Source organism: Pseudomonas sp. LB3P58 (genome assembly GCF_054897895.1).
Map to the genome: position 1 here is coordinate 883782 of NZ_JBUBVE010000001.1, position 20784 is coordinate 904565.

Genomic DNA, 20784 nt, shown 5'->3' on the forward strand with positions numbered 1-20784 from the left:
CTCGGTCTTTCAGACAGAATCCGGCTGCCGATTCCAATACTTGAACAACGGCTCCGCCAAAAACAACACAAACAACAAGCGCATCACCTGCATCGCTGTCACCAGCGGCACTGACAATTGCAGGGTTTCCGCCGTCAGGCTCATCTCCGCAATCCCGCCGGGCATCATGCCCAGTGTCAGCGAACGCAAATCCAGATGGGTCAACGCACTCAACCCCAGCGCCGCCGCGGTGGCGATCAGCATGGTCAACACCGTGCCAATCAACGTCCGCCCCATAAACGATGGCGCACGCCGGAAAAACTGCCGATTGAAGTGGCACCCCAACCCGCTGCCAATCAGCCATTGGCCGATCTGGCTGCCGCCGTTGGGCAAACTGATGTGCAGATCCCAGCCAATACTCACCGCCGCACTCACCAGCAACGGCCCGAACAGCCACGGATTGGGTTGACGCAGACGCTCCCAGAGCCAGGCGGCGAGGGCGCCCGCCGGGAATAGAAGTGCCAGCCAGCGCCAGTCAACGGAAGTGGCATGGGCCAGCGGTGCACCGTCACCCAACAAATACTTGAACGCCGCCGGCACACACAGCACCACCACCAACACCCGCAGACTTTGCCCCGCCGCAACACGACTGAGCACCGCGCCGTTACGCGCGCCGAGGTTGACCATCTCCCCGGAGCCGCCCGGCATGCTGGAAAAGAACGCGGTCGCGCGATCTTCACCGGTACGCCGCATCAACCAGACCCCGACCACGGCCGACAGGCTGGTGACCAATGCACCGAAGAAGATCAGACCGAAGTGGCTCAGGACCTGCTCCATCACCACCGGGGTGAAGTGCAGGCCGATGCCGATGCCGACAATCCACTGGCCGCACTTGCGGCCGCCAGGGATTTCCGCCAATTGCCAGGGTGTCAGGCAACGCACCAGGATGATCGCCAGCAACGAGCCGACCATCCACGGCAGTGGCCAGCCGATCTGGCTGGCCAGGTAACCGCCCAGCAGACCGACCAGCGGGGTTCCCCACCAGGCTTTGAAGGGTATTCGATCAGACATCGGCAATAACGCGCCGGGCGACCGAACGTTTGCGCCAGATCCGCAGGATCGGCATGAGCAGCATGATTGCAGTCAGTACCCAGACACCGAAGGTGATCGGGCTCGACCAGAGGATTTCCAGTGCACCGTTGGAAATCGACAGGGCGCGACGCAGGTTCTGCTCCATCAAACCGCCGAGGATGAAACCCAGCAGAACCGGCGACAACGGGAAGTCCAGCTTGCGCAGGATGTAGCCGAAGATGCCGATGCCGATCATCAGGAACAGGTCGAAGGTGGTGGCATGCACCGCGTAGACGCCGATCCCGGTAATGATCGCGATCACCGGCACCAGCGCCCAGTTCGGCACGGCAAGGATGCGCGTGAAGATGCGGATCATCGGAATGTTGAGGATCACCAGCATCACGTTGGCGACGAACAACGACGCGATCAGGCCCCAGACAATGTCCGGTTGCTGTTGGAACAACAGCGGGCCCGGGGTGATGTTGTACAGCGACAGCGCGCCGATCATCACTGCCGTGGTACCCGAACCCGGAACGCCGAGGGTCAGCATTGGCACCAGGGCACCGCAGGCAGCGCCACCGATAGCGGTTTCCGGAGCCGCGAGGCCACGCATGTCACCTTGTCCGAAAGTGCCATTGGCGCCGGCGATACGTTTCTCGGTCATGTAGGCCACAGCGCTGGCCAATGTCGCGCCGGCACCCGGCAACACGCCCATGATGAAGCCCAGCAAACCGCAACGGATGTTCACCACGAACACCGCCGAGGCTTCCTTGAAGTTGAACATCATGCGCCCGGTGGCTTTCACCGCTTCCTGGCCGCGATGAGTTTTTTCCAGCAACAAAAGGATTTCACTGATGGAGAACAAGCCCAGTACCAGCACAACGAACTGAATACCGTCCGTCAAATGGATGTTATCCCCGGTGAAACGGTACACGCCGCTGTTGGCATCGATCCCGACGCTCGATAGAAACAAACCGATCAGCGCGGCGATAAAGGTCTTCAGTGGTCGATCACCGGCCATGCCGCCGAGACAGACAATCGCAAACACCATCAGCACGAAGTATTCCGCAGGTCCGAAGGCAATCGCCCATTTCGCCAACAGCGGGGCGAACAGCACCATGCCGCACGTCGCGATGAACGCACCGATGAACGAGCTCCACGCCGACAGCGACAGCGCCACACCGGCCAGGCCTTTGCGGGCCATCGGGTAACCGTCGAGGGTGGTCATGACGGTGGAAGCTTCGCCCGGGATGTTCAGCAGGATCGAGCTGATCCGGCCGCCGTATTCGCAACCCAGGTACACCGCCGCCAGCAGGATCAGCGCCGACTCCGGTGGCAGGCCGAGGGCGAACGCGATCGGAATCAGCAACGCCACGCCGTTGATCGGGCCCAGCCCCGGCAACAGCCCGACGACGGTGCCGATCAAGGTGCCGCACAGCGCGGTCACGAGGTTGTACGGGGTCAGCGCGACGCCGAAGCCCTGACCCAAATAGCCAAGAGTATCCATATCAGTTCTCCAGAACGTCGAGCACGCCCAGCGGCAGTGGCACGTCCATCACCTTGTCGAACAGCAGATAAAGACCGATAGCCATCAGGCTGATGATCACCGTGCTGGGTAGCCAGCGGCCGCCATACAGGCGTGCCATGGGGATTCCAATCAGAATGCTGGCGACGATGAAACCAAGGGGTTCGAAGGCCCCGGCAAACACCAGCAACAGCAGCACGCAGATGCCGATTTTGATCAGGGTTTCGCGGTCCAGTTTCGGGTCGTCGTCGCTGTGCACGATCGGCGTCGGCCGAAACACCATGTACAGCAACGCCAGCCCCATCAGGCCGAGCATCAACAATGGAAAGGCGCGCGGCCCCACCGGTTCGTAGGAAAAAGCCGCTTGATACGGCCAAGCCATCAGCGCCAGGCCAACACAGACCAGCAACAGCGCCGAAGCGAAAATGCGTTGTAAGAGCATGAGAAACTCCTGTGCCACGACCCCGCAGAACGGGGGCCGCAGCCGCTAGACAGAGGCGATCACTGAATCAGGCCGAACTCTTTGGCCAGCACTTTGTAGTCCGCGACCTGCTTCTTCACGTAGGTGTCCAGCTCCGGGCCGGTCATGGCGAACGGGAACAGTTCACGCTGATCGCGCAACTTGGCGAACTCTTCGGAAGCCAGCAGCTTGTCGAAAGCGTCTTTCCACCAGGCGTAGTCTTCGTCGCTGACCTTTGGCCCGAGGTAGAAACCGCGAACCACTGGCCAGACGATGTCGTAGCCTTGCTCTTTGGCGGTCGGGATGTCTTTCATTTCCGGCTCGTCCAGGCGCTTCTCGGAGAACACGGCCAGCAGGCGCATGTCACCGCTCTGGATGTGCGGCATGGAGTCGGAGATGTCGGTGCTGCCGACCTGGATGTGGCCGCCGAGCAGGGCGGTGGCGATTTCACCGCCGCCTTCGAGGGCGACGTAACGCAGGTCGCGCGGGTTGATCCCGGCAGCCTTGGCGATCAGGGCGGTCTGCATCCAGTCCTGGCTGCCGACGGTGCCGCCGGAGCCGATCACCACTTTGCTCGGATCTTTCTTCAACGCCTGAACCAGATCGTCCAGGGTCTTGTAAGGCGAATCGCTTTTCACCGCGATGGCGCCGTAGCTTGTTCCAACCGCCGCCAGCCAGCGCACGGCGCTTTCATCGAAACGGCCGAACTTGCCTTGGGCCAGGTTCAACAGCGAACCGCTGGACCACGCTACCAGCGTGCCAGCGTCGGCTGGACGCTGAGCGACCACCGCGTTGTACGCCACCGCGCCGACACCGCCGGGCATGTAGGTCACGCGCATCGGTTTGGTCAGCAGTTTCTGATTCACCAGCGCGCTTTGCGCCAGTTTGCAGGTCAGGTCGAAACCGCCGCCGGGCGAGGCCGGGGCGATGCATTCCGGGCGTTTGGGTTCAGCGAGCAATTGGCCGGCGAACAGCAGGGCGCTGGCAGTGAGAGCAACTTTACGCATTGACAGGTTCATTCAAGTCTCCTTGGGAGTTGTTGTTATAGGTGTACTGAATTACCAAAGGGCAACGCTATAGCTCACCAGCAGACGCACTTCATCGGCATCGCGAGCGGAGTAGTTGGAGCGGTAAGTGGCATTACGCAGGCGCACGGCGACATCCTTGAGCGCGCCGCTTTGTACGACGTATTTAATCTCGGAGTTGCGTTCCCACTCTTTGCCTTCGTCACCGTTCTTGAGCTTGATGTTGTCACCGCTCACGTAACGGCTCATGAAACTCAGGCCGGGAACCCCAAGCCTGGCGAAGTCAAAGTCGTAACGTGCCTGCCAGGAGTGTTCTTCGGCGCCGGCAAAGTCGTTGATCTGAACGAAGTTGACCAGGTACGGGTCACTGCCATCGACATAAGGGAACGCGCTGTCGCCGGACATGTGCTGATAACCGGCGCTGAATTTATGCCCGCTCAAGGCGTAGCTCACCAAGCCGTTGAGGGATTTGTTGTCGATCTTGCCGCCACGGGCCGCGCCCTGGTCATCACTGATGGCCAGGCGCAGATCGGTGCCGAAAGTACCGGGGCCGAACGGTTGCGATGCGACAACACCGAGGAAGTGCTGGTTGTAGACTTCATCAAGTTGCGCGAAGTGGTAGCTGCCGGTGATTTTGTCGGTGAACTTGTAGTCCAGGCCGCCAAAGTCGAAATGCTTGCCGGCTGCGGTACCAGCGAAGCGGCTGTTCTTGTTGTTGAGGGCGATGTCCTCGAAGTCGGTGCTGTCGCGGTCCTTGGCTTTCTCCAGACGCCCGCCGGTGAAGGTCAGGTTCTTGATCTCTTTTGAGGTCAGCAGGCCGCCTTCGAAGGTCTGCGGCAGAATACGCCCATCGTTGGCTTTGAGGATCGGCAATTCCGGAAACAGGCTGCCGATTTTCAGCTCCGTGGCGGAGATTTTCACTTTGCCGGTCAGGCCGAGCTTGGAATATTCATCCGCCGCGCGACCGTCGTCATGGGTTGGCAGCAGGCCGGTGCCGGTGCGGTCGGGACTTGAATCGAGTTTGACCCCCAGCATGCCCAGCGCATCGACACCGAACCCCACGGTGCCATCGGTGTAACCCGATTGCAGGTTGAGCATGAACCCCTGAGCCCATTCGTCCCGCTTGGATTGCTGGGCGCTGGTACCGTCGCGAAAGTCGCGGTTGAAATACATGTTGCGGGTTTCGAGGGTTGCCGTACTGTCTTCGAAGAAGGCAGCCTGACTCAACGGCGAAAAGCCGGCGAGGGCGGCGGCACTGACAAGGGCGGTGTGGCTGAGGCGGGAAAAGCGAGCAGGCGGGCAAGCCTGAAGCTGCATGGACAGCATCTTGAAGTACTCCGTTTATTGTTCTTATTGGCGAAAACGCTTCGAGGCGTTTTTCGTACGCTATGTGCGGTAGCGACGGGCAGTCGAAACTGTCCGTGGCTGGACTCTAACGGGCCAACCTTTCGCTAACCTTTCAGAAGACTTTCACGGTTCTCGGGCTTCACAGCGGCGGTTGCGGCTGTAAACTCCGCGCCAAAGAATGGCGTCGACCATCCCTGAATGAGGTAAAGATCCATGCGTGTTCTGCTCGTCGAAGACCATCTGCAGCTCGCTGAAAGTGTCGCCCAGGCGCTCAAGAGCACCGGGCTGACCGTGGATGTGCTGCACGACGGCGTGGCGGCCGACCTGGCGTTGAGCAGCGAGGAATACGCCATGGCGATCCTCGACGTCGGGCTGCCGCGCATGGATGGATTCGAAGTGCTGGCGCGCCTGCGGGCACGGGGCAAGAATCTGCCGGTGTTGATGTTGACCGCCCGCAGCGACGTCAAGGATCGGGTCCACGGCCTGAACCTCGGCGCTGACGATTACCTGGCCAAACCTTTCGAACTGACCGAACTCGAAGCCCGGGTCAAAGCCTTGCTGCGCCGCAGTGTGCTCGGCGGTGAACGCCTGCAGCGCTGCGGTGTGTTGGCCTATGACCTGGACACTCGGCGCTTCACCCTCGGCGAAGAGTTGCTGACCCTGACCTCCCGCGAGCAGGCAGTGCTCGAAGCCCTGATCGCCCGTCCCGGTCGAGTGATGAGCAAGGAGCAACTGGCCTCGCAAGTATTCGGTCTGGACGAAGAGGCCAGCCCCGACGCCATCGAAATCTATGTCCATCGCCTGCGCAAGAAGCTAGACGGCCAACCGGTGGTCATCGTGACCTTCCGCGGTCTCGGCTACTTGCTGGAAAGCCGCGATGCATAAGCCCAGCAGCCTGCGCTGGCGGTTGCTGTGGAATCTGGCGTTGTTGCTGGTGGTGTTGATGTTGGCCAGTGGTTTGAGCGCTTACTGGAACGGTCGCGAAGCTGCCGACACCGCCTATGACCGGACCTTGCTGGCCTCGGCGCGGACCATCGCGGCGGGCGTCTCCCAGCGCGACGGCTCGCTGAGCGCTGACGTGCCGTACGTGGCCCTCGATACTTTTGCGTACGACAGCGCGGGGCGGATTTTTTACCTGGTCAACGACATCAATCAGAAACTGATCTCGGGCTACGAAAACCTGCCGCCACCGCCGCCGGGAACGCCGCGCACCGATGACTATCCGGCACTGGCGCGTTTCTATAACGCCAAATACCAGGGCCAGAACGTACGCGTGGTGAGCCTGCTCAAACCCGTGAGTGATCCGAACATGAACGGCATGGCGGAAATCCGCGTGGCGGAAACCGATGAGGCGCGGGTCAGCATGGCCCGCAGCCTGGCAGCCGACACGTTGCTGCGTCTGGGCATGCTGGCGATCGGTGCGTTGTTGCTGGTGTGGTTTGCGGTCAGCGCCGCGTTGCGTCCGCTGGAACGCTTGCGCACTGCGGTGGAAGAGCGTCAATCGGACGATCTGCGGCCGTTGCCGTTGGTGGAAGTGCAGCACGAATTATGGCCGCTGGTGCGCGCGCTCAATCACTTCACCGAGCGCCTGCGCGGGCAGTTCGAGCGTCAGGCGCAGTTCATCGCCGATGCCGCCCATGAACTGCGTACTCCCCTGGCGGCGCTCAAGGCACGACTGGAACTGGGCTTGCGCTCGACCGAACCGGAAACCTGGCGCAATACGTTGGAAACCGCCGCCCAAGGCACGGACCGATTGACCCACCTTGCCAATCAATTGCTCTCGCTGGCACGGGTCGAAAATGGTGCCCGGGCCATCGCCGAGGGCGGCGCGCAGTTGCTTGACCTCAGTCAACTGGCGCGCGAACTCGGCATGGCCATGGCACCGTTGGCCCACGCACGCGGTGTGGCGCTGGCACTGGAAGCGGACGAACCGGTGTGGTTGCGCGGCGAGCCAACGCTGTTGAACGAACTGTTGAGCAATCTGGTGGATAACGCGCTGGCCCATACGCCGTCGGGTGGCAACGTGATTCTTCGGGTCACGGCACCGGCCGTGTTGGAGGTCGAGGATGACGGCCCGGGCATTCCTCTTGAAGAGCGCGATCGGGTGTTCGAACGCTTTTACCGGCGCAACCAGCAGGTGGCCGGTTCGGGGTTGGGACTGGCGATTGTCGGTGAGATCTGCCGCGCGCACCTGGCTCAAATCAGTCTGCACGATGGCGAACAGGCGGGGTTGAAGGTGCGGGTGAGTTTTATTGCCGGGTAGTTTTGTGGTGTCTGGACTGGCCCCTTCGCGAGCAGGCTCGCTCCCACATTGGTCCTGTGAACACAGATCAAATGTGGGAGCGAGCCTGCTCGCGAAGGGCACGACGCGGTTTCTTGATCAGTAGAACATCGACCGCGACTCTTCCAGATCGCGGCACATCCCCTCGTTCTCCGGATCAATCCCCAGCTTTTTGAACGCCGGCACGCTGAATGCGTCGATGCGCGCGAGGGGGTGGTCAGTGTCTTTGTGGCAATACAAGCTGGCCACCTGCACCAGATCGACATAGTCGACCCGATCGGACTGTCGATTGAAGTCCAGATAAAGCCCCGGCACCTGTACCAGCATCTCCGGAAACTCCCAGACCCTGAGCAGTTTGTCGCCGAGCAGTGGATGAATGTGATCGATCACATGGTTGAGGCTGACCGGGTCAGCCAGCAGTTCATAGTGATCTTCGGCGTAGGTCAGGATCGGCAACACACCGATCTGATGCACCAGTCCGCCAAGGGCTGCCTGATCGGGCTTGAGTTGCGTGTACCTGCGGCACAATGCATAGCTGATCCCGGCGATTTCCAGGCTTTTGCGCCAGACATCGCGCATTTTCTGTTCCACCACCTCGGAGCGGGCATGGAAAATCTGTTCCATGACCAGACCGATGGCCAGGTTGCTGCTGTAATTGATGCCCAATCGAGTGATTGCCGTGTGCAGGTCAGTGACTTCCTGGGTCGCGCGCAACAGCGGGCTATTGACCACTTTGATCAGACGCGCCGACAGCGCGGTATCGCGGCCGATCACTTTGCTCAGGGTGCTGACACTGATTTCCGGGTCTTCAGCGGCCTTGCGAATCTGCAGGGCCACTTCCGGTAACGTTGGCAGAACCAGGTCATCGTTATCGATGGCCTCAACCAAATCCTGTTGGACCTTTTCCGCCAGCTCACTCATTTCGTTTCTCTAGGTATTGCGACAAATGCTGCTGTTAACGCTGGATTTCGCGATCGCGATCCAGTTCGTAAGGCAGGTCGAGCAGGTGCAGGGCTGGCCCTTCGAGCGCGCCCAGATGGATATCACCCCCTTCCGCTGCTTCAGCTTGCAGCACGGCCAGGAGTTCAATATTTTGCCCGGCGTTGGCGGCCAGCACCACTTCGCCGATAGAGCTGCCGTGGGTAGGGGAAAACAATTGTGTGCCAGGTGCAGGCAACTCGTTGGCATCCAGTTTCAGGCGATACAAGCGGCGCTTGAGTTTGCCCAGGTACTGCATGCGCGCGACGATTTCCTGGCCGGTGTAGCAACCTTTCTTGAAGCTCACGCCACCCACGGCTTGCAGATTGAGCATCTGCGGGATGAACAACTCGCGAGTGCTCGGCATGACCTGACCGATCCCTGCGCGGATCTGGCCCAACAGCCATTGATTCAGATCGCCTTCGGTCAATACGGCGGACAGTTTGCCCTTGATGAGGTCGGCCTGCTCGGCGGCGACCCAGAGTTCGGCGCGGTCCGGCGAGACGCGAATGGCGATCAGGCCGTCATTGCGCGCGACGCTGTCGGTGTCGGCCGGAAGCTCGAGACCGAGACTGATCAGTGCCGCATCGCCATGGCCCACGCCGAAGCGGACCCAGGCGGCGCTTTCGTCGGTCAGTTTGGATTTGGAAAACACCGCGTACTTTTTCAGGTCCGCCAGTTGCGGTTCCAGCAGTTCGGTGGCCATGGCCATCAGAACGCCGTCGCCTTCCAGCAGGATGCGGAAACTCGACTGCATCCGGCCCTTCTGCGTGCAGCGGGCGCCGAGGCTGGCCTGGGTGTCACTCAGGTAATTGAGGTTGCAGGTCAATTGGCCTTGCAGGAATTTGCCGGCATCCGCGCCGCGTACTGCGAGAACGCCTTCGTGAGACAGGGTGCAGAAAAAAGCAGAATCGGCCATGGGTCATCGCAGGGTAAAGAGTCTGGGGGACATCATAAGGGTGCGCTCTCGAAATGGGTAGTTCACAAAGGATCGTTGGTGGCCGACCAAAGCCGAGTGTTCGACTCTGCCTGGGGCTGTATACTTGCCGCCTATTTGAGGAGCGCTCCATGGTCGAAGATGTTGAACTGAATCGCCTCTACTGGCACAGCCGCCGCGGCATGCTTGAGCTTGACGTGTTGCTGGTACCGTTCGTGAAAGAGGTCTATCCGCACCTCAATGATGTCGACCGCGATTGCTACCGCAGGCTGCTCGAATGCGAAGATCAGGACATGTTCGGCTGGTTCATGGAACGTGCCGAATCGGAAGATCCGGAGCTTCAGCGCATGGTTCGCATGATCCTGGATCGTGTCCAGCCCAAGTAATGCGTTCGAATGCCGCTGGCATGCCTCACGGCAATTGCTGGCGGCGTATCTTCTGGCCCAGCTGTTCGCGCTGGGTTCGCTGTGCCTTCTCTCTATTCCGGTCTGGGCCTGCCTGCTCGGCGCTTTTTGCTGTCTGGCTCACGGCGCTTGGGCGTTACCGCGACAGATTCTGCTGACACACCCAAGGGCATTTCGCGGCTTGCGTCGCAATGCCGATGGCTGGCAGTTGTGGAGTCAGGAGGAGGGTTGGCAATCGGTGCAGCTACGACCGGACAGCCTGGCGCTACCTTTGCTCGTTGTGCTGCGTTTTCGGCTGCGGGGCGAACGACGAGTCAGGGCGATTTGTGTGCCTCGTGACTCGCAGGCGGCGGATCTGCACCGGCGCCTGCGGGTTCGGCTCACGTTCAGTCGACGTAGGTGGGCGGCACCAGAATAGTGTCCAGGGCAACCGGCAGCATGTTCGGATAGTCGAGGGTGTAATGCAGGCCACGACTCTCCTTGCGTTCCATGGCTGACTGGATCATCAGCTCGGCCACTTGGGCCAGGTTACGCAATTCGATCAAGTCCCGACTGACCTTGTAGTTGCTGTAGAACTCGTCGATTTCATCGAGCAACAGACGCACGCGGTGCTGTGCCCGTTGCAAGCGCTTGTTGGTGCGCACAATGCCGACATAGTCCCACATGAATCGCCGCAGTTCGTCCCAGTTGTGCGCAATGATCACGTCCTCGTCGGAGTCGGTGACCTGGCTCGCATCCCAGACGGGCAGGGCGATCGGAATCGAAACCTGTGGCAGCTGTTCAAGAATGTCCGCCGCCGCCGAACGCGCGTAAACGAAACACTCCAGCAACGAGTTGCTGGCCATGCGGTTGGCACCGTGCAGGCCGGTGAAGCTGGTTTCGCCAATGGCATATAGCCCCGGCACGTCGGTGCGACCCTGCTGATCGACCATCACGCCGCCGCACGTGTAGTGCGCCGCCGGAACCACCGGAATCGGTTGCTTGGTGATGTCGATGGAGAATTCGAGGCAGCGCTCGTACACCGTCGGGAAGTGAGTCTTGATGAACGCTTCCGGCTTGTGGCTGATGTCCAGATAGACACAATCGACGCCCAGGCGCTTCATTTCATGGTCGATGGCCCGGGCGACGATGTCGCGTGGGGCCAGTTCGGCGCGAGGGTCGAAGCGTTGCATGAAGCGTTCGCCGTTGGGCAGCTTCAGGTGTGCGCCTTCGCCGCGCAGGGCTTCGGTGATCAGGAAACTCTTGGCTTGCGGGTGATACAGGCAAGTGGGGTGGAACTGGTTGAATTCCAGATTCGCCACCCGGCAGCCCGAACGCCAGGCCATGGCAATGCCATCACCGCAGGCGCCGTCAGGGTTGCTGGTATAGAGATAGACCTTTGCTGCGCCACCCGATGCGAGGATCACGAAGCGAGCGCCGTAGGTGTCGACTTCACCGGTCCCGCGATTGAGGACGTAGGCGCCGAGGCAGCGATCACCTTCAAGGCCCAGGCGCTTTTCGGTGATCAGGTCGACCGCGACTCGCTGTTCCAGCAGTTCGATATTCGGTCGTTGCCTGGCCTTGTCGAGCAAGGTTCTGAAAATCGCTGCGCCCGTGGCATCGGCGGCATGGATGATGCGCCGATGGCTGTGGCCGCCTTCGCGGGTCAGGTGGAACTCGAATCCGCCATCTTCGGTGCCGGACTGTTCATCGCGGGTGAAGGGCACACCTTGGTCGATCAGCCATTGAATCGCCTCTTTACTGTGCTCGACGGTAAAGCGCACGGCGTCTTCGTGGCACAGGCCGCCGCCAGCATTGAGGGTGTCATCGACATGTGATTCAACGGTGTCGGTGTCATCCAGGACGGCAGCGACGCCACCCTGGGCCCAGAACGTCGAGCCGTTGGCGAGGTCGCCTTTACTCAGTACGGCGATGCGCAAATGATCGGGCAAGGTCAGCGCAAGGCTCAAACCGGCAGCGCCGCTGCCAATGACCAGAACATCATGTTGAAACTGTTGGCTCATTTCAGGATTCCGCTCAAAGCGACCCGGGTCGGGGTTGGCGCAAGACACCTGGATCGGCGAGTCAAGACAGCCACACAGCCCACTAGTATATAGAGGGGGGGAGCGGCACAATAGCGAGCACACATGGCATTGTGAAACTACTGTGACGGAAAATACCTGACGCTTCGTCGGATGGTTTTTCGGCCGGTTCGGCGACAAGACGACTGTATCAACGATTTAACAGTCTTTTTCTATTCACGGTTGCACAATGTCAGTCTTGCGCAGCTATAAATATTTGGAACTTTTGCCAAAGGCCCAAGATCAATAGACCGTTGCCTGATTCAAGGGACAGTGTCGGCTTCAACGCGGGATCTGTGATTTGATCCTTGCCGGCGAATCCGATGACAAGATTATTCGCGCAGCCGGGTTGACCCGCGCTGCGCTTTTCGTGCGTGCCAAATCAGAGCCCGCAGGAAACTTGCTTGGAGGGGGAGAACTTTTGCGAAAAGCCCGAGTCTATGTTTGCAAGTCTGGTCGTTTAGTTATGCAAGCCTCCTCCGAGCTTATCGAGGAGTGTTCATGCTAACCCAGGAAGAGGATCAGCAGCTGGTCGAACGCGTTCAGCGCGGCGACAAGCGAGCTTTCGATCTGCTAGTGCTGAAATACCAGCACAAAATTCTCGGGTTGATCGTGCGTTTCGTGCACGACACCCATGAAGCCCAGGATGTGGCGCAGGAAGCCTTTATCAAGGCGTACCGTGCACTTGGAAATTTTCGCGGGGACAGCGCGTTTTATACGTGGCTTTACCGCATCGCCATCAACACGGCGAAAAACTATCTGGTTTCACGCGGCCGTCGGCCGCCGGATAGCGATGTCAGTTCCGAGGATGCAGAGTTCTACGATGGCGATCATGGCCTCAAGGATCTCGAGTCGCCAGAACGTGCATTGCTGCGGGATGAGATCGAAGGCACCGTCCATCGAACCATTCAGCAACTGCCAGAAGATTTGCGTACGGCTTTAACTTTACGTGAATTCGATGGTCTGAGTTACGAGGACATTGCGGCCGTCATGCAGTGTCCGGTGGGTACCGTGCGCTCCCGGATTTTCCGCGCTCGGGAAGCCATCGATAAAGCCCTGCAGCCGTTGTTGCAGGAAAACTGAGACAGCGGCGACAGCCAAGAGAGGAACGCCATGAGTCGTGAAGCCCTGCAGGAATCGCTGTCCGCAGTGATGGATAACGAAGCGGACGAATTGGAATTGCGTCGGGTATTGAATGCCTTTGACGATGTTGAAACCCGTGATACCTGGGCTCGTTATCAAATCGCTCGGGCAGTTATGCACAAGGATTTGCTGCTTCCACGTCTGGATATCGCTGCGGCAGTCTCTGCTGCGCTGGCTGACGAAGCTGTACCTGCAAAAGCCTCCCGTGGTCCATGGCGCAGCCTGGGTCGTCTGGCGGTCGCTGCTTCGGTAACCCTCGCCGTACTGGCAGGTGTTCGTCTGTATAACCAGGACGAGATCGCCGGGGTCGAACTGGCTCAGCAATCCAGTCAACCGGGTCTGGCCGTTCCTCAGGTCAAGGGTCCAGCTGTATTAGCAGGCTACAATGAGAGTTCGGAAGCCACTGGCCCTATGGCCAACGGCGTATTGCAAGGTCAGCCAGGCTGGCACGATCAGCGTCTGCCAGGCTACTTGCGCCAACATGCTCAACAAGCTGCACTGAAAGGTACTGAGAGCGCTCTGCCTTACGCTCGTGCAGCAAGTCTGGAAAACCGTTAAGGAGGATCATGCGCGCCATCCCTCTACTTACGCTTCTGCTCGGTGGCTGGTTTGTTGTTCCAGCCCATGCTGATGAAGCCCAGGACTGGTTGACCCGTCTGGGCCAAGCCGAGCAACAGCAAAGCTTTCACGGTACATTCGTCTACGAGCGTAACGGTAGTTTTTCTACCCACAACATCTGGCACCGCGTCCAGGATGGCAAGGTCCGCGAGCGTTTACTCCAGCTCGACGGCTCGGCACAGGAAGTCGTGCGCATTGATGGGCGTACTCAATGCGTCAGCGGCATTCTGATAGCTGGGCTTGGAGATTCCCCCAGCTCCTCTGCTCGTGCACTCGATCCACAAAAGATAAAGAATTGGTACGACCTTGCCGTCATTGGCAAGTCGCGTGTGGCCGGGCGTGCGGCAGTAATCGTTTCACTGACACCTCGCGATCAACACCGCTACGGTTTTGAATTGCATCTGGATAAAGAAACCGGCCTGCCTCTCAAATCATTGCTTCTGAATGAAAAAGGGCAGTTGCTGGAGCGATTCCAGTTCACACAACTCACCACCGATGATCCGTCCGACAGCGACTTGCAGCCTGGCGCCGATTGCAAAACAGTTGCCCTCGACAGCGACAAGGCTTCTGCAATCAAGGCGGCGCAAGTATGGCGTTCGGACTGGTTACCGCCTGGTTTCGAGCTGACCAGCAGTACCTCCCGCAAGGATCCAGAGACCAAAACCCAAGTCAACAGTCTGATGTATGACGATGGTCTGGCCCGTTTCTCGGTTTTCCTTGAGCCGTTGAATGGCGCAACAATTACTGACACTCGCACCCAGCTGGGGCCGACCGTTGCAGTTTCCCGACGCTTGACTACCCCGCAAGGCGAGATGATGGTGACCGTGGTCGGTGAGATTCCGATTGGCACCGCCGAACGGATTGCGCTATCCATGCGCAGCGACGCCACTGCAACCAAGTAGTGAGCTGAAATCGAAATGTTTGGTGAGCATTTCAACTTGCAAATATCCCCGATTTTTTCTATAGGTCAGAGCCCCTCGGCTCTGGCCTTGTTTGTTGTTCCCGGAACAAAAATACCGGCGTATCGTTCCCGGTGTTCCTTGCTCCATATCGCTTAACCATGCTCGTCGTAACGGGAGCCGTATGTCGATACCACGCTTGAAGTCTTATCTCTCTATTTTTGCCACCGTGCTGGTGCTTGGTCAGGCGGTCGCTGTTCAAGCGGCCGAGTTGCCTGACTTCACACAGTTGGTCGAGCAGGCCTCGCCCGCGGTGGTAAACATCAGTACCACGCAGAAACTGCCGGATCGCAAAGTGAACGAGCAGATGCCCGACCTTGAAGGCTTGCCGCCCATGTTGCGCGAGTTCTTCGAGCGCGGCATGCCGCCACAGCCTCGTACGCCACGCGGTGATCGTCAACGCGAAGCCCAATCCCTGGGGTCGGGCTTCATCATCTCGCCTGATGGCTACATACTGACCAACAACCATGTAATCGCCGATGCCGACGAAATTCTCGTTCGTCTCGCCGACCGCAGCGAATTGAAGGCCAAGCTGATCGGCACCGATCCACGTTCCGACGTGGCGCTGTTGAAAATCGAAGGCAAGGATCTTCCGGTCCTGAAACTTGGCAAATCCCAGGATCTGAAAGCCGGCCAATGGGTCGTGGCGATTGGCTCGCCATTCGGTTTCGACCATACCGTGACCCAAGGTATCGTCAGCGCCATCGGTCGCAGCCTGCCGAACGAAAACTATGTGCCGTTCATCCAGACCGACGTGCCGATCAACCCGGGTAACTCGGGTGGTCCTCTGTTCAACCTGGCCGGTGAAGTGGTGGGCATCAACTCGCAGATCTACACCCGTTCCGGCGGCTTCATGGGCGTGTCGTTCGCGATCCCTATCGACGTAGCCATGGACGTATCCAATCAGCTCAAAAGCGGCGGCAAAGTCAGCCGTGGTTGGTTGGGTGTGGTGATTCAGGAAGTGAACAAGGACCTGGCCGAGTCGTTCGGTCTGGAGAAGCCAGCCGGCGCGCTGGTGGCTCAGATCCAGGATGACGGCCCGGCTGCCAAGGGTGGCCTGCAAGTAGGGGACGTGATCCTGAGCATGAACGGCCAACCGATCGTCATGTCCGCCGATCTGCCACACCTGGTGGGCGCGCTGAAGGCCGGCTCGAAGGCTGATCTGGAAGTGATTCGTGAAGGTAAGCGCAAGAATGTCGAGTTGACTGTCGGCGCTATCCCGGAAGAAGGCAAAGAGCTGGATGCACTGCCGAAATCCAGCACCGAGCGCAGCAGCAACCGGCTGGGTGTTTCCGTGGTCGAGCTGACGGATGAACAGAAGAAAACCTACGACCTCAAAGGCGGCGTCGTCATCAAGGAAGTCCAGGACGGTCCTGCTTCTCTGATTGGCCTGCAGCCAGGCGATGTGATCACTCACCTGAATAATCAGGCAATCGGTTCCACCAAGGAGTTCACGGATATCGCCAAGGCGCTGCCGAAGAACCGCTCGGTGTCGATGCGGGTTCTGCGTCAAGGACGCGCCAGCTTCATCACCTTCAAACTGGCTGAATAATCCGGTTGTCGGCTGAATAAAAAACCGCCTCGAAAGAGGCGGTTTTTTTATGTCTGCAATTTTTTTCTGACAAGCGTCAGCCCATCATGTCCTTGATCATGCGCTCTTCCTCCATCAGCTCACGCTGCCGTGCATCGATCCGCGATGACAGCGGGAAGTTGGTGCCTGCCTTGCGCTTGGCGAAGTCCAGTTGCTGAATGGCCTGACGGTAATCCCCGACCAGGGCGAAATACTCGGCGCGGGCCTGATGCAGGCCGATGATGTTGCCTGACAGGCCGCGAGTCTCGGCCACCATGTACCAGACGTCCGGATCGTCAGGACGGCTCTTGAGCAGATTCTCCAGTGCTTTTTCTGCGTCGGGCGCACGGTTCTGTTTGAGCAGCAGGTCAACACGCACCGAATTCAGCGGATAGTTGCCGGGATACTGCGTCAACATCCGGTCAACCCGGGACTGGGCGTCCGGCAGACGATTGTTGGTGATGTCCAGATCGACCTGCGCCAGGTTGTAGATGATCTCGTTCGGCGACTTGGCCAGCAGCAACTTGAGGTTTTCCCGTGCCTCATTCAGCTGGCCGCCCTTGATCTGGGCGATGGCCAGGCCATAGCGAGCGACATCGTTTTTCGGGTTTTCTTCAAGCTGGGCGCGAAAGCGTTTGGCGCCCAGGCCAGGTGTTTCTTCATAGATCAACTGGACGCGTGCACGAATCAGCTGATAACGCATCGTGTCTTCGATGCCGCCGGGTTTTGCCTGTTCGGCGCGGTTGCGCGTGTCAGCGATCCGCGACTCGGTCACCGGGTGAGTCAGCAGAAATTCCGGTGGCTTGGCGTCGAAGCGGTATTGGCGCGCCAATCGCTCGAACATGGTCGGCATCGAGCGCGGGTCGTAACCGGCCTTTTCCAGGTTGAGGATGCCGATGCGGTCAGCTTCCTGTTCGTTCTGGCGAGAGAAACGCCGCTGTTCCTGAACGGCCGCCGCCTGCGTACCCGCAATGGCCGCGATCCCGGCGTCGCCGGCGCCAGCTGCGGCAATCACGATCCCGGCCAGCAGCGCGGCCATCATCGGCACCTGCATGCGCTGTTGGGCTTCGACGCCACGGGCGAAGTGGCGCTGCGACAAGTGAGCCAATTCGTGAGCGAGTACCGAGGCGTATTCGCCTTCGGTCTGGGCATTGAGGAACAAGCCGCCGTTAACCCCGACAATGCCGCCCGGTGCCGCGAAGGCGTTGAGTTGCGGGCTGTTGATCAGGATGAACTCCAGGCGCCGGTCATTGACCTGGCTGGTCTCGACCAGCCTGTAGACGCTGGATTCGACGTAGTCCTTGAGTTGCGGATCGTTGAGCTGTGAAACCTGGCTGCGCAACAGCGCCAGCCAGGCACGGCCCAACTGATGTTCCTGTTGCGGCGAGACGATGGCAGAACTGGCGTCGCCGAGTGACGGCAGGTCGTCGGCGAAGCCCGGTGAGGCGAGCAGGCAAGCGAGCGTCAGCAGGGTAGGGCGCAAAAAAGTCATGCACAAAGCCTTAGTCGACAAAGACCTTACTGTAGCCGGACACTACGCTTCGGACCAGATATTCTAGCCACTCGACCACCTGCCCCCGGAGTGATGCAATGACCGACGCTGTAGCCCATGACGCCGAACTCGACGCCAGCGGCCTGAATTGCCCCTTGCCGTTACTAAAGGCCAAGCTGGAGCTCAATCGACTGGCCAGCGGCGCAGTGCTGAAGGTAATCGCCACCGATGCGGGCTCGCAGCGCGACTTCCGCACCTTTGCCCGATTGGCGGGTCATACGCTGCTTCGTGAAGAAGATGAAGCGGGTGTTTACCGCTACTGGTTGAAAAAAGCCTGAATTCTGCTGCGTTCGTTTCTAAGGATTATTGATGTTCAAAGTGTTACGCGACTGGATTCAGCGCTACTTCTCCGATGAAGAGGCCGTGGTGCTGGCGGTCCTGCTGTTTCTGGCGTTTACCGCCGTGCTGACGCTGGGCGGCATGCTTGCGCCCGTGCTGGCCGGGATGGTGCTGGCGTATCTGATGCAAGGGTTGGTCGTCACTCTCGAACGCCTGCGCATGCCGGGCGGGGTGGCAGTGGGGCTGGTCTTTGCGTTGTTCATGGGGCTATTGCTGGTGTTTATCGTGGTTGTGGTGCCGTTGCTCTGGCATCAGTTGATTACGCTGTTCAACGAGTTACCCGGCATGCTCGCCAAATGGCAGTCGCTGTTATTGCTGCTGCCCGAGCGCTACCCGCATCTGGTGTCCGACGAGCAGGTGCTGCAAGCCATCGAAGTGGCGCGGGGCGAGATTGGCAAGTTCGGTCAGTGGGCGCTGACGTTCTCGCTGTCGAGTCTGCCGCTGCTGGTGAACATCATGATCTACCTGGTGCTGGTGCCGATCCTGGTGTTTTTCTTTCTCAAGGACCGGGAGATGATCGGTCAGTGGGTGCGGGGTTACTTGCCCCGTGAGCGGGCGCTGATCACCCGCGTCGCTCACGAGATGAACCGGCAGATCGCCAATTACATTCGCGGCAAGGTCATCGAGATTTTCATTTGCGGTGGCGTGACCTACATCGGTTTCGTTGTTCTGGGCCTCAACTACGCGGCACTGCTGGCATTACTGGTGGGCGTGTCGGTGGTGGTGCCTTACGTCGGCGCAGTGGTGGTGACCGTGCCGGTCATGCTGATTGCGCTGTTCCAGTGGGGCTGGAGCGATCAGTTCATCTATTTGATGGCGGTCTACGGGATCATCCAGACGCTGGATGGCAACGTGCTGGTGCCGCTGCTGTTCTCGGAGGCGGTCAATCTGCATCCGGTGGCGATCATCTGCGCGGTGTTGTTGTTTGGCGGGCTGTGGGGCTTTTGGGGGGTGTTCTTTGCGATTCCGCTGGCAACCCTGTTCAAGGCCGTACTGGATGCGTGGCCGCGCAAGGAGCCAGAAGTCGCGCCGCTGCTTTAACAGCTAGCCAGAATGGAGGGTGGGGCTGATGGCCTCATCCCGAGCAAGCTCGGTCCCACATTTGATCTGTGTGAACACAAAACCAATGTGGGAGCGAGCTTGCTCGCGATAGCGTCCGAGAGGACACCAAATGTTCAGGCTTTGTTTAACGCCTGAGCGGCAGCCAGAACAGCATCCACATGGCCCGGCACCTTCACTCCGCGCCATTCCTGACGCAGCACGCCGTCCTTGTCGATCAGGAACGTGCTGCGATCAACGCCCATGTATTCCTTGCCGTAGAGCTTTTTCAGTTTGATCACGTCGAACTGCTGGCAGAGTGCTTCTTCCTTGTCGCTGATCAGCTCGAAGGTGAACGCCTGCTTGGCCTTGAAGTTTTCGTGTGATTTAAGGCTGTCGCGGGACACGCCGAAGACTTCTGTGTTGGCGGCTTTAAACGCATCAAGCTGATCACGAAAGCCCTGACCCTGAGTGGTGCAGCCTGGCGTGCTGTCCTTCGGATAGAAGTAAATCACCACCTGCTTGCCTTTGAGGCTCGCGAGGTTGACGGTCTGCCCGCTGGTGGCGGGTGCTTCGAAGTCGGCAACCGGTTGGTCGATGGCAACGGCCATGAAAGCTTCCTTACATTGGGTTTTGTGGGCGCCACGGTTCGATCAGGGCATCCAGGTTTAGCGCGTCTGCGAAATCCAGGAACTGATCGCGCAGCCAGCTGATTTGCACGCCGGCCGGCAAGGTCACGGTAAACGTGGCATTGAGCATGGTGCCGCCGGTTTGCGGAGCCTGATAGGTGTCGCAGGTCAGGTTCTCGAGCTCGACGTTGTGGTCCATGAAGAACTGACACAGCTCGTTAATGATGTCCGAGCGGTAAGCCGAGCTGACATAAGCGACGTATGGCAGGGCTTGAGGACGATTCTCCAGCGCGGCGCTGCGTACCACATTCACCGTAAAGGCGTGCTTCTTGGCGAGACTCGGCAGGCTGCCTTCGAGGCGCGCCAGGGCGTCCCAGCTGCCGGAGATCTCGAGGATCAACGCACTGCACTCGCCATGACGCGTCAGGCGAGAAGTGACCACGGCGCAGCGGTTTTCATGGCTGGCGCGGCACAGGACGTTAGTCAGCTCCATGGGGTTGGCGCCGAGGGCACTGATGACAAGGAATTGTTCGCGAACTGTGGGGGTGGACATGCAGCATTCCTAAAGCGATGAGCGGTCGATACTTCTACGGGCTTTTTTTACCGGGAGCGAGCCTGCGGATGCGAATTCAAAAAACCCGAGCCGCAAGGTTGCAACGTGCTCCAGAGTGGCAAGAGCGAGGGGTGGCAACGCTGGATCGGGGCTTGTGATGCCGAAAATGGAGGCTGGAACCCGGCGTACGAGCTTATCAGTACCGATCAAAGTCTGAAGGGTAGCGAAAAGCAGCGCCAAGGGGAATGGCAGCAGCGCAGTACTTCGCTTGTACAAGCATCTTGGCGCCAGTACCATTACCGCTCTCTTTTTCCGG

The 20784-nt window shown here is 59.4% G+C and carries 21 protein-coding genes; 10 read left to right on the forward strand and 11 right to left on the reverse strand.

All coding sequences use genetic code 11. The annotated features are described in order from the left end of the window. Nucleotides 1–9: 9 nt before the first annotated feature. The 5 genes from ACYZTZ_RS04080 to ACYZTZ_RS04100 are packed head-to-tail and all read right to left on the reverse strand — an operon-like array spanning nt 10 to nt 5386. The gene (locus tag ACYZTZ_RS04080; RefSeq protein WP_461997301.1) at nt 10–1050 is read right to left on the reverse strand and encodes an AbrB family transcriptional regulator; all 1041 of its coding nucleotides are present in this window, start codon (nt 1048–1050) and stop codon (nt 10–12) included. Continuing rightward, a complete protein-coding gene (locus tag ACYZTZ_RS04085) occupies nt 1043–2557 on the reverse strand; it encodes a tripartite tricarboxylate transporter permease (RefSeq protein ID WP_461997302.1) in 1515 nt (504 codons plus the stop codon). Before ACYZTZ_RS04085 ends, ACYZTZ_RS04080 begins: the two co-directional genes overlap by 8 nt. Before the next feature lies 1 nt (nt 2558). Then, nucleotides 2559–3017 (reverse strand): tripartite tricarboxylate transporter TctB family protein, encoded by a 459-nt coding sequence (locus ACYZTZ_RS04090; protein WP_056742564.1) that lies wholly within the window; start codon nt 3015–3017, stop codon nt 2559–2561. 59 nt (nt 3018–3076) lie between these two features. Beyond that, the gene (locus ACYZTZ_RS04095; RefSeq protein ID WP_461997303.1) at nt 3077–4054 is read right to left on the reverse strand and encodes a Bug family tripartite tricarboxylate transporter substrate binding protein; all 978 of its coding nucleotides are present in this window, start codon (nt 4052–4054) and stop codon (nt 3077–3079) included. 39 nt (nt 4055–4093) lie between these two features. Further along, nucleotides 4094–5386 (reverse strand): OprD family porin, encoded by a 1293-nt coding sequence (locus tag ACYZTZ_RS04100; RefSeq protein ID WP_461997304.1) that lies wholly within the window; start codon nt 5384–5386, stop codon nt 4094–4096. A 234-nt stretch (nt 5387–5620) separates the two neighbouring features. Between ACYZTZ_RS04100 and ACYZTZ_RS04105 the strand changes: the two genes are divergently transcribed. Together ACYZTZ_RS04105 and ACYZTZ_RS04110 are read left to right on the forward strand one after the other, a co-directional pair. Then, nucleotides 5621–6292, forward strand: a complete 672-nt coding sequence (locus ACYZTZ_RS04105) for a response regulator (protein WP_008153060.1) — start codon at nt 5621–5623, stop codon at nt 6290–6292. After that, nucleotides 6285–7670 (forward strand): sensor histidine kinase, encoded by a 1386-nt coding sequence (locus ACYZTZ_RS04110; RefSeq protein WP_056742559.1) that lies wholly within the window; start codon nt 6285–6287, stop codon nt 7668–7670. The genes ACYZTZ_RS04105 and ACYZTZ_RS04110 overlap by 8 nt, the downstream gene beginning before the upstream one ends. 117 nt (nt 7671–7787) lie before the next feature. Here the strand turns inward: ACYZTZ_RS04110 and ACYZTZ_RS04115 are convergent, their stop codons facing one another. Next, entirely contained in the window at nt 7788–8609 is an 822-nt protein-coding gene (locus ACYZTZ_RS04115) for an HDOD domain-containing protein (protein ID WP_461997305.1), read from the reverse strand. A gap of 34 nt (nt 8610–8643) precedes the next feature. Next, on the reverse strand, nt 8644–9585 hold the full coding sequence (gene ygfZ, locus ACYZTZ_RS04120) for a CAF17-like 4Fe-4S cluster assembly/insertion protein YgfZ (RefSeq protein WP_461997306.1): 942 nt from the start codon (nt 9583–9585) through the stop codon (nt 8644–8646). Nucleotides 9586–9734: 149 nt separating this feature from the next. On the opposite strand from ygfZ, the gene ACYZTZ_RS04125 reads away from it, so the two are divergent. Both ACYZTZ_RS04125 and ACYZTZ_RS04130 read left to right on the forward strand, forming a co-directional pair. Next, complete coding sequence (locus tag ACYZTZ_RS04125) at nt 9735–9989, forward strand: FAD assembly factor SdhE (RefSeq protein WP_033054070.1); 255 nt, start codon at nt 9735–9737, stop codon at nt 9987–9989. Beyond that, a complete protein-coding gene (locus ACYZTZ_RS04130; RefSeq protein ID WP_461997307.1) occupies nt 9973–10425 on the forward strand; it encodes a protein YgfX in 453 nt (150 codons plus the stop codon). The genes ACYZTZ_RS04125 and ACYZTZ_RS04130 overlap by 17 nt, the downstream gene beginning before the upstream one ends. On the opposite strand, the gene nadB is transcribed toward ACYZTZ_RS04130, so the two are convergent. Then, nucleotides 10394–12010, reverse strand: a complete 1617-nt coding sequence (gene nadB, locus ACYZTZ_RS04135; protein ID WP_461997308.1) for an L-aspartate oxidase — start codon at nt 12008–12010, stop codon at nt 10394–10396. The genes ACYZTZ_RS04130 and nadB overlap by 32 nt on opposite strands. Nucleotides 12011–12568: 558 nt before the next feature. Between nadB and rpoE the strand changes: the two genes are divergently transcribed. The 4 genes from rpoE (at nt 12569) to ACYZTZ_RS04155 (ending at nt 16339) form a co-directional block, all read left to right on the forward strand. Beyond that, the gene (rpoE, locus tag ACYZTZ_RS04140; RefSeq protein ID WP_007944079.1) at nt 12569–13150 is read left to right on the forward strand and encodes an RNA polymerase sigma factor RpoE; all 582 of its coding nucleotides are present in this window, start codon (nt 12569–12571) and stop codon (nt 13148–13150) included. Nucleotides 13151–13180: 30 nt separating this feature from the next. Continuing rightward, complete coding sequence (locus ACYZTZ_RS04145) at nt 13181–13768, forward strand: sigma-E factor negative regulatory protein (protein WP_033054066.1); 588 nt, start codon at nt 13181–13183, stop codon at nt 13766–13768. A gap of 8 nt (nt 13769–13776) precedes the next feature. Then, nucleotides 13777–14730, forward strand: coding sequence for a MucB/RseB C-terminal domain-containing protein (locus ACYZTZ_RS04150; RefSeq protein WP_461997309.1), 954 nt, complete (start codon nt 13777–13779; stop codon nt 14728–14730). Nucleotides 14731–14911: 181 nt separating this feature from the next. Beyond that, on the forward strand, nt 14912–16339 hold the full coding sequence (locus tag ACYZTZ_RS04155) for a DegQ family serine endoprotease (RefSeq protein WP_461997310.1): 1428 nt from the start codon (nt 14912–14914) through the stop codon (nt 16337–16339). Between the two features lie 76 nt (nt 16340–16415). On the opposite strand, the gene ACYZTZ_RS04160 is transcribed toward ACYZTZ_RS04155, so the two are convergent. Next, nucleotides 16416–17849, reverse strand: a complete 1434-nt coding sequence (locus ACYZTZ_RS04160) for a M48 family metalloprotease (protein WP_461997311.1) — start codon at nt 17847–17849, stop codon at nt 16416–16418. A 98-nt stretch (nt 17850–17947) separates the two neighbouring features. On the opposite strand from ACYZTZ_RS04160, the gene ACYZTZ_RS04165 reads away from it, so the two are divergent. Next, nucleotides 17948–18187 (forward strand): sulfurtransferase TusA family protein, encoded by a 240-nt coding sequence (locus ACYZTZ_RS04165; protein ID WP_020300476.1) that lies wholly within the window; start codon nt 17948–17950, stop codon nt 18185–18187. Nucleotides 18188–18218: 31 nt separating this feature from the next. Then, nucleotides 18219–19289, forward strand: a complete 1071-nt coding sequence (locus ACYZTZ_RS04170; RefSeq protein WP_046046124.1) for an AI-2E family transporter — start codon at nt 18219–18221, stop codon at nt 19287–19289. A 134-nt stretch (nt 19290–19423) separates the two neighbouring features. Here ACYZTZ_RS04170 and ACYZTZ_RS04175 read toward each other — a convergent pair whose 3' ends face one another. Continuing rightward, nucleotides 19424–19897: a peroxiredoxin gene (locus ACYZTZ_RS04175; RefSeq protein WP_008153083.1), complete on the reverse strand. Its 474-nt coding sequence runs from the start codon at nt 19895–19897 to the stop codon at nt 19424–19426. Nucleotides 19898–19907: 10 nt separating this feature from the next. Beyond that, nucleotides 19908–20468 (reverse strand): glycine cleavage system transcriptional repressor, encoded by a 561-nt coding sequence (locus ACYZTZ_RS04180; RefSeq protein ID WP_008034925.1) that lies wholly within the window; start codon nt 20466–20468, stop codon nt 19908–19910. Nucleotides 20469–20784 lie beyond the last annotated feature (316 nt).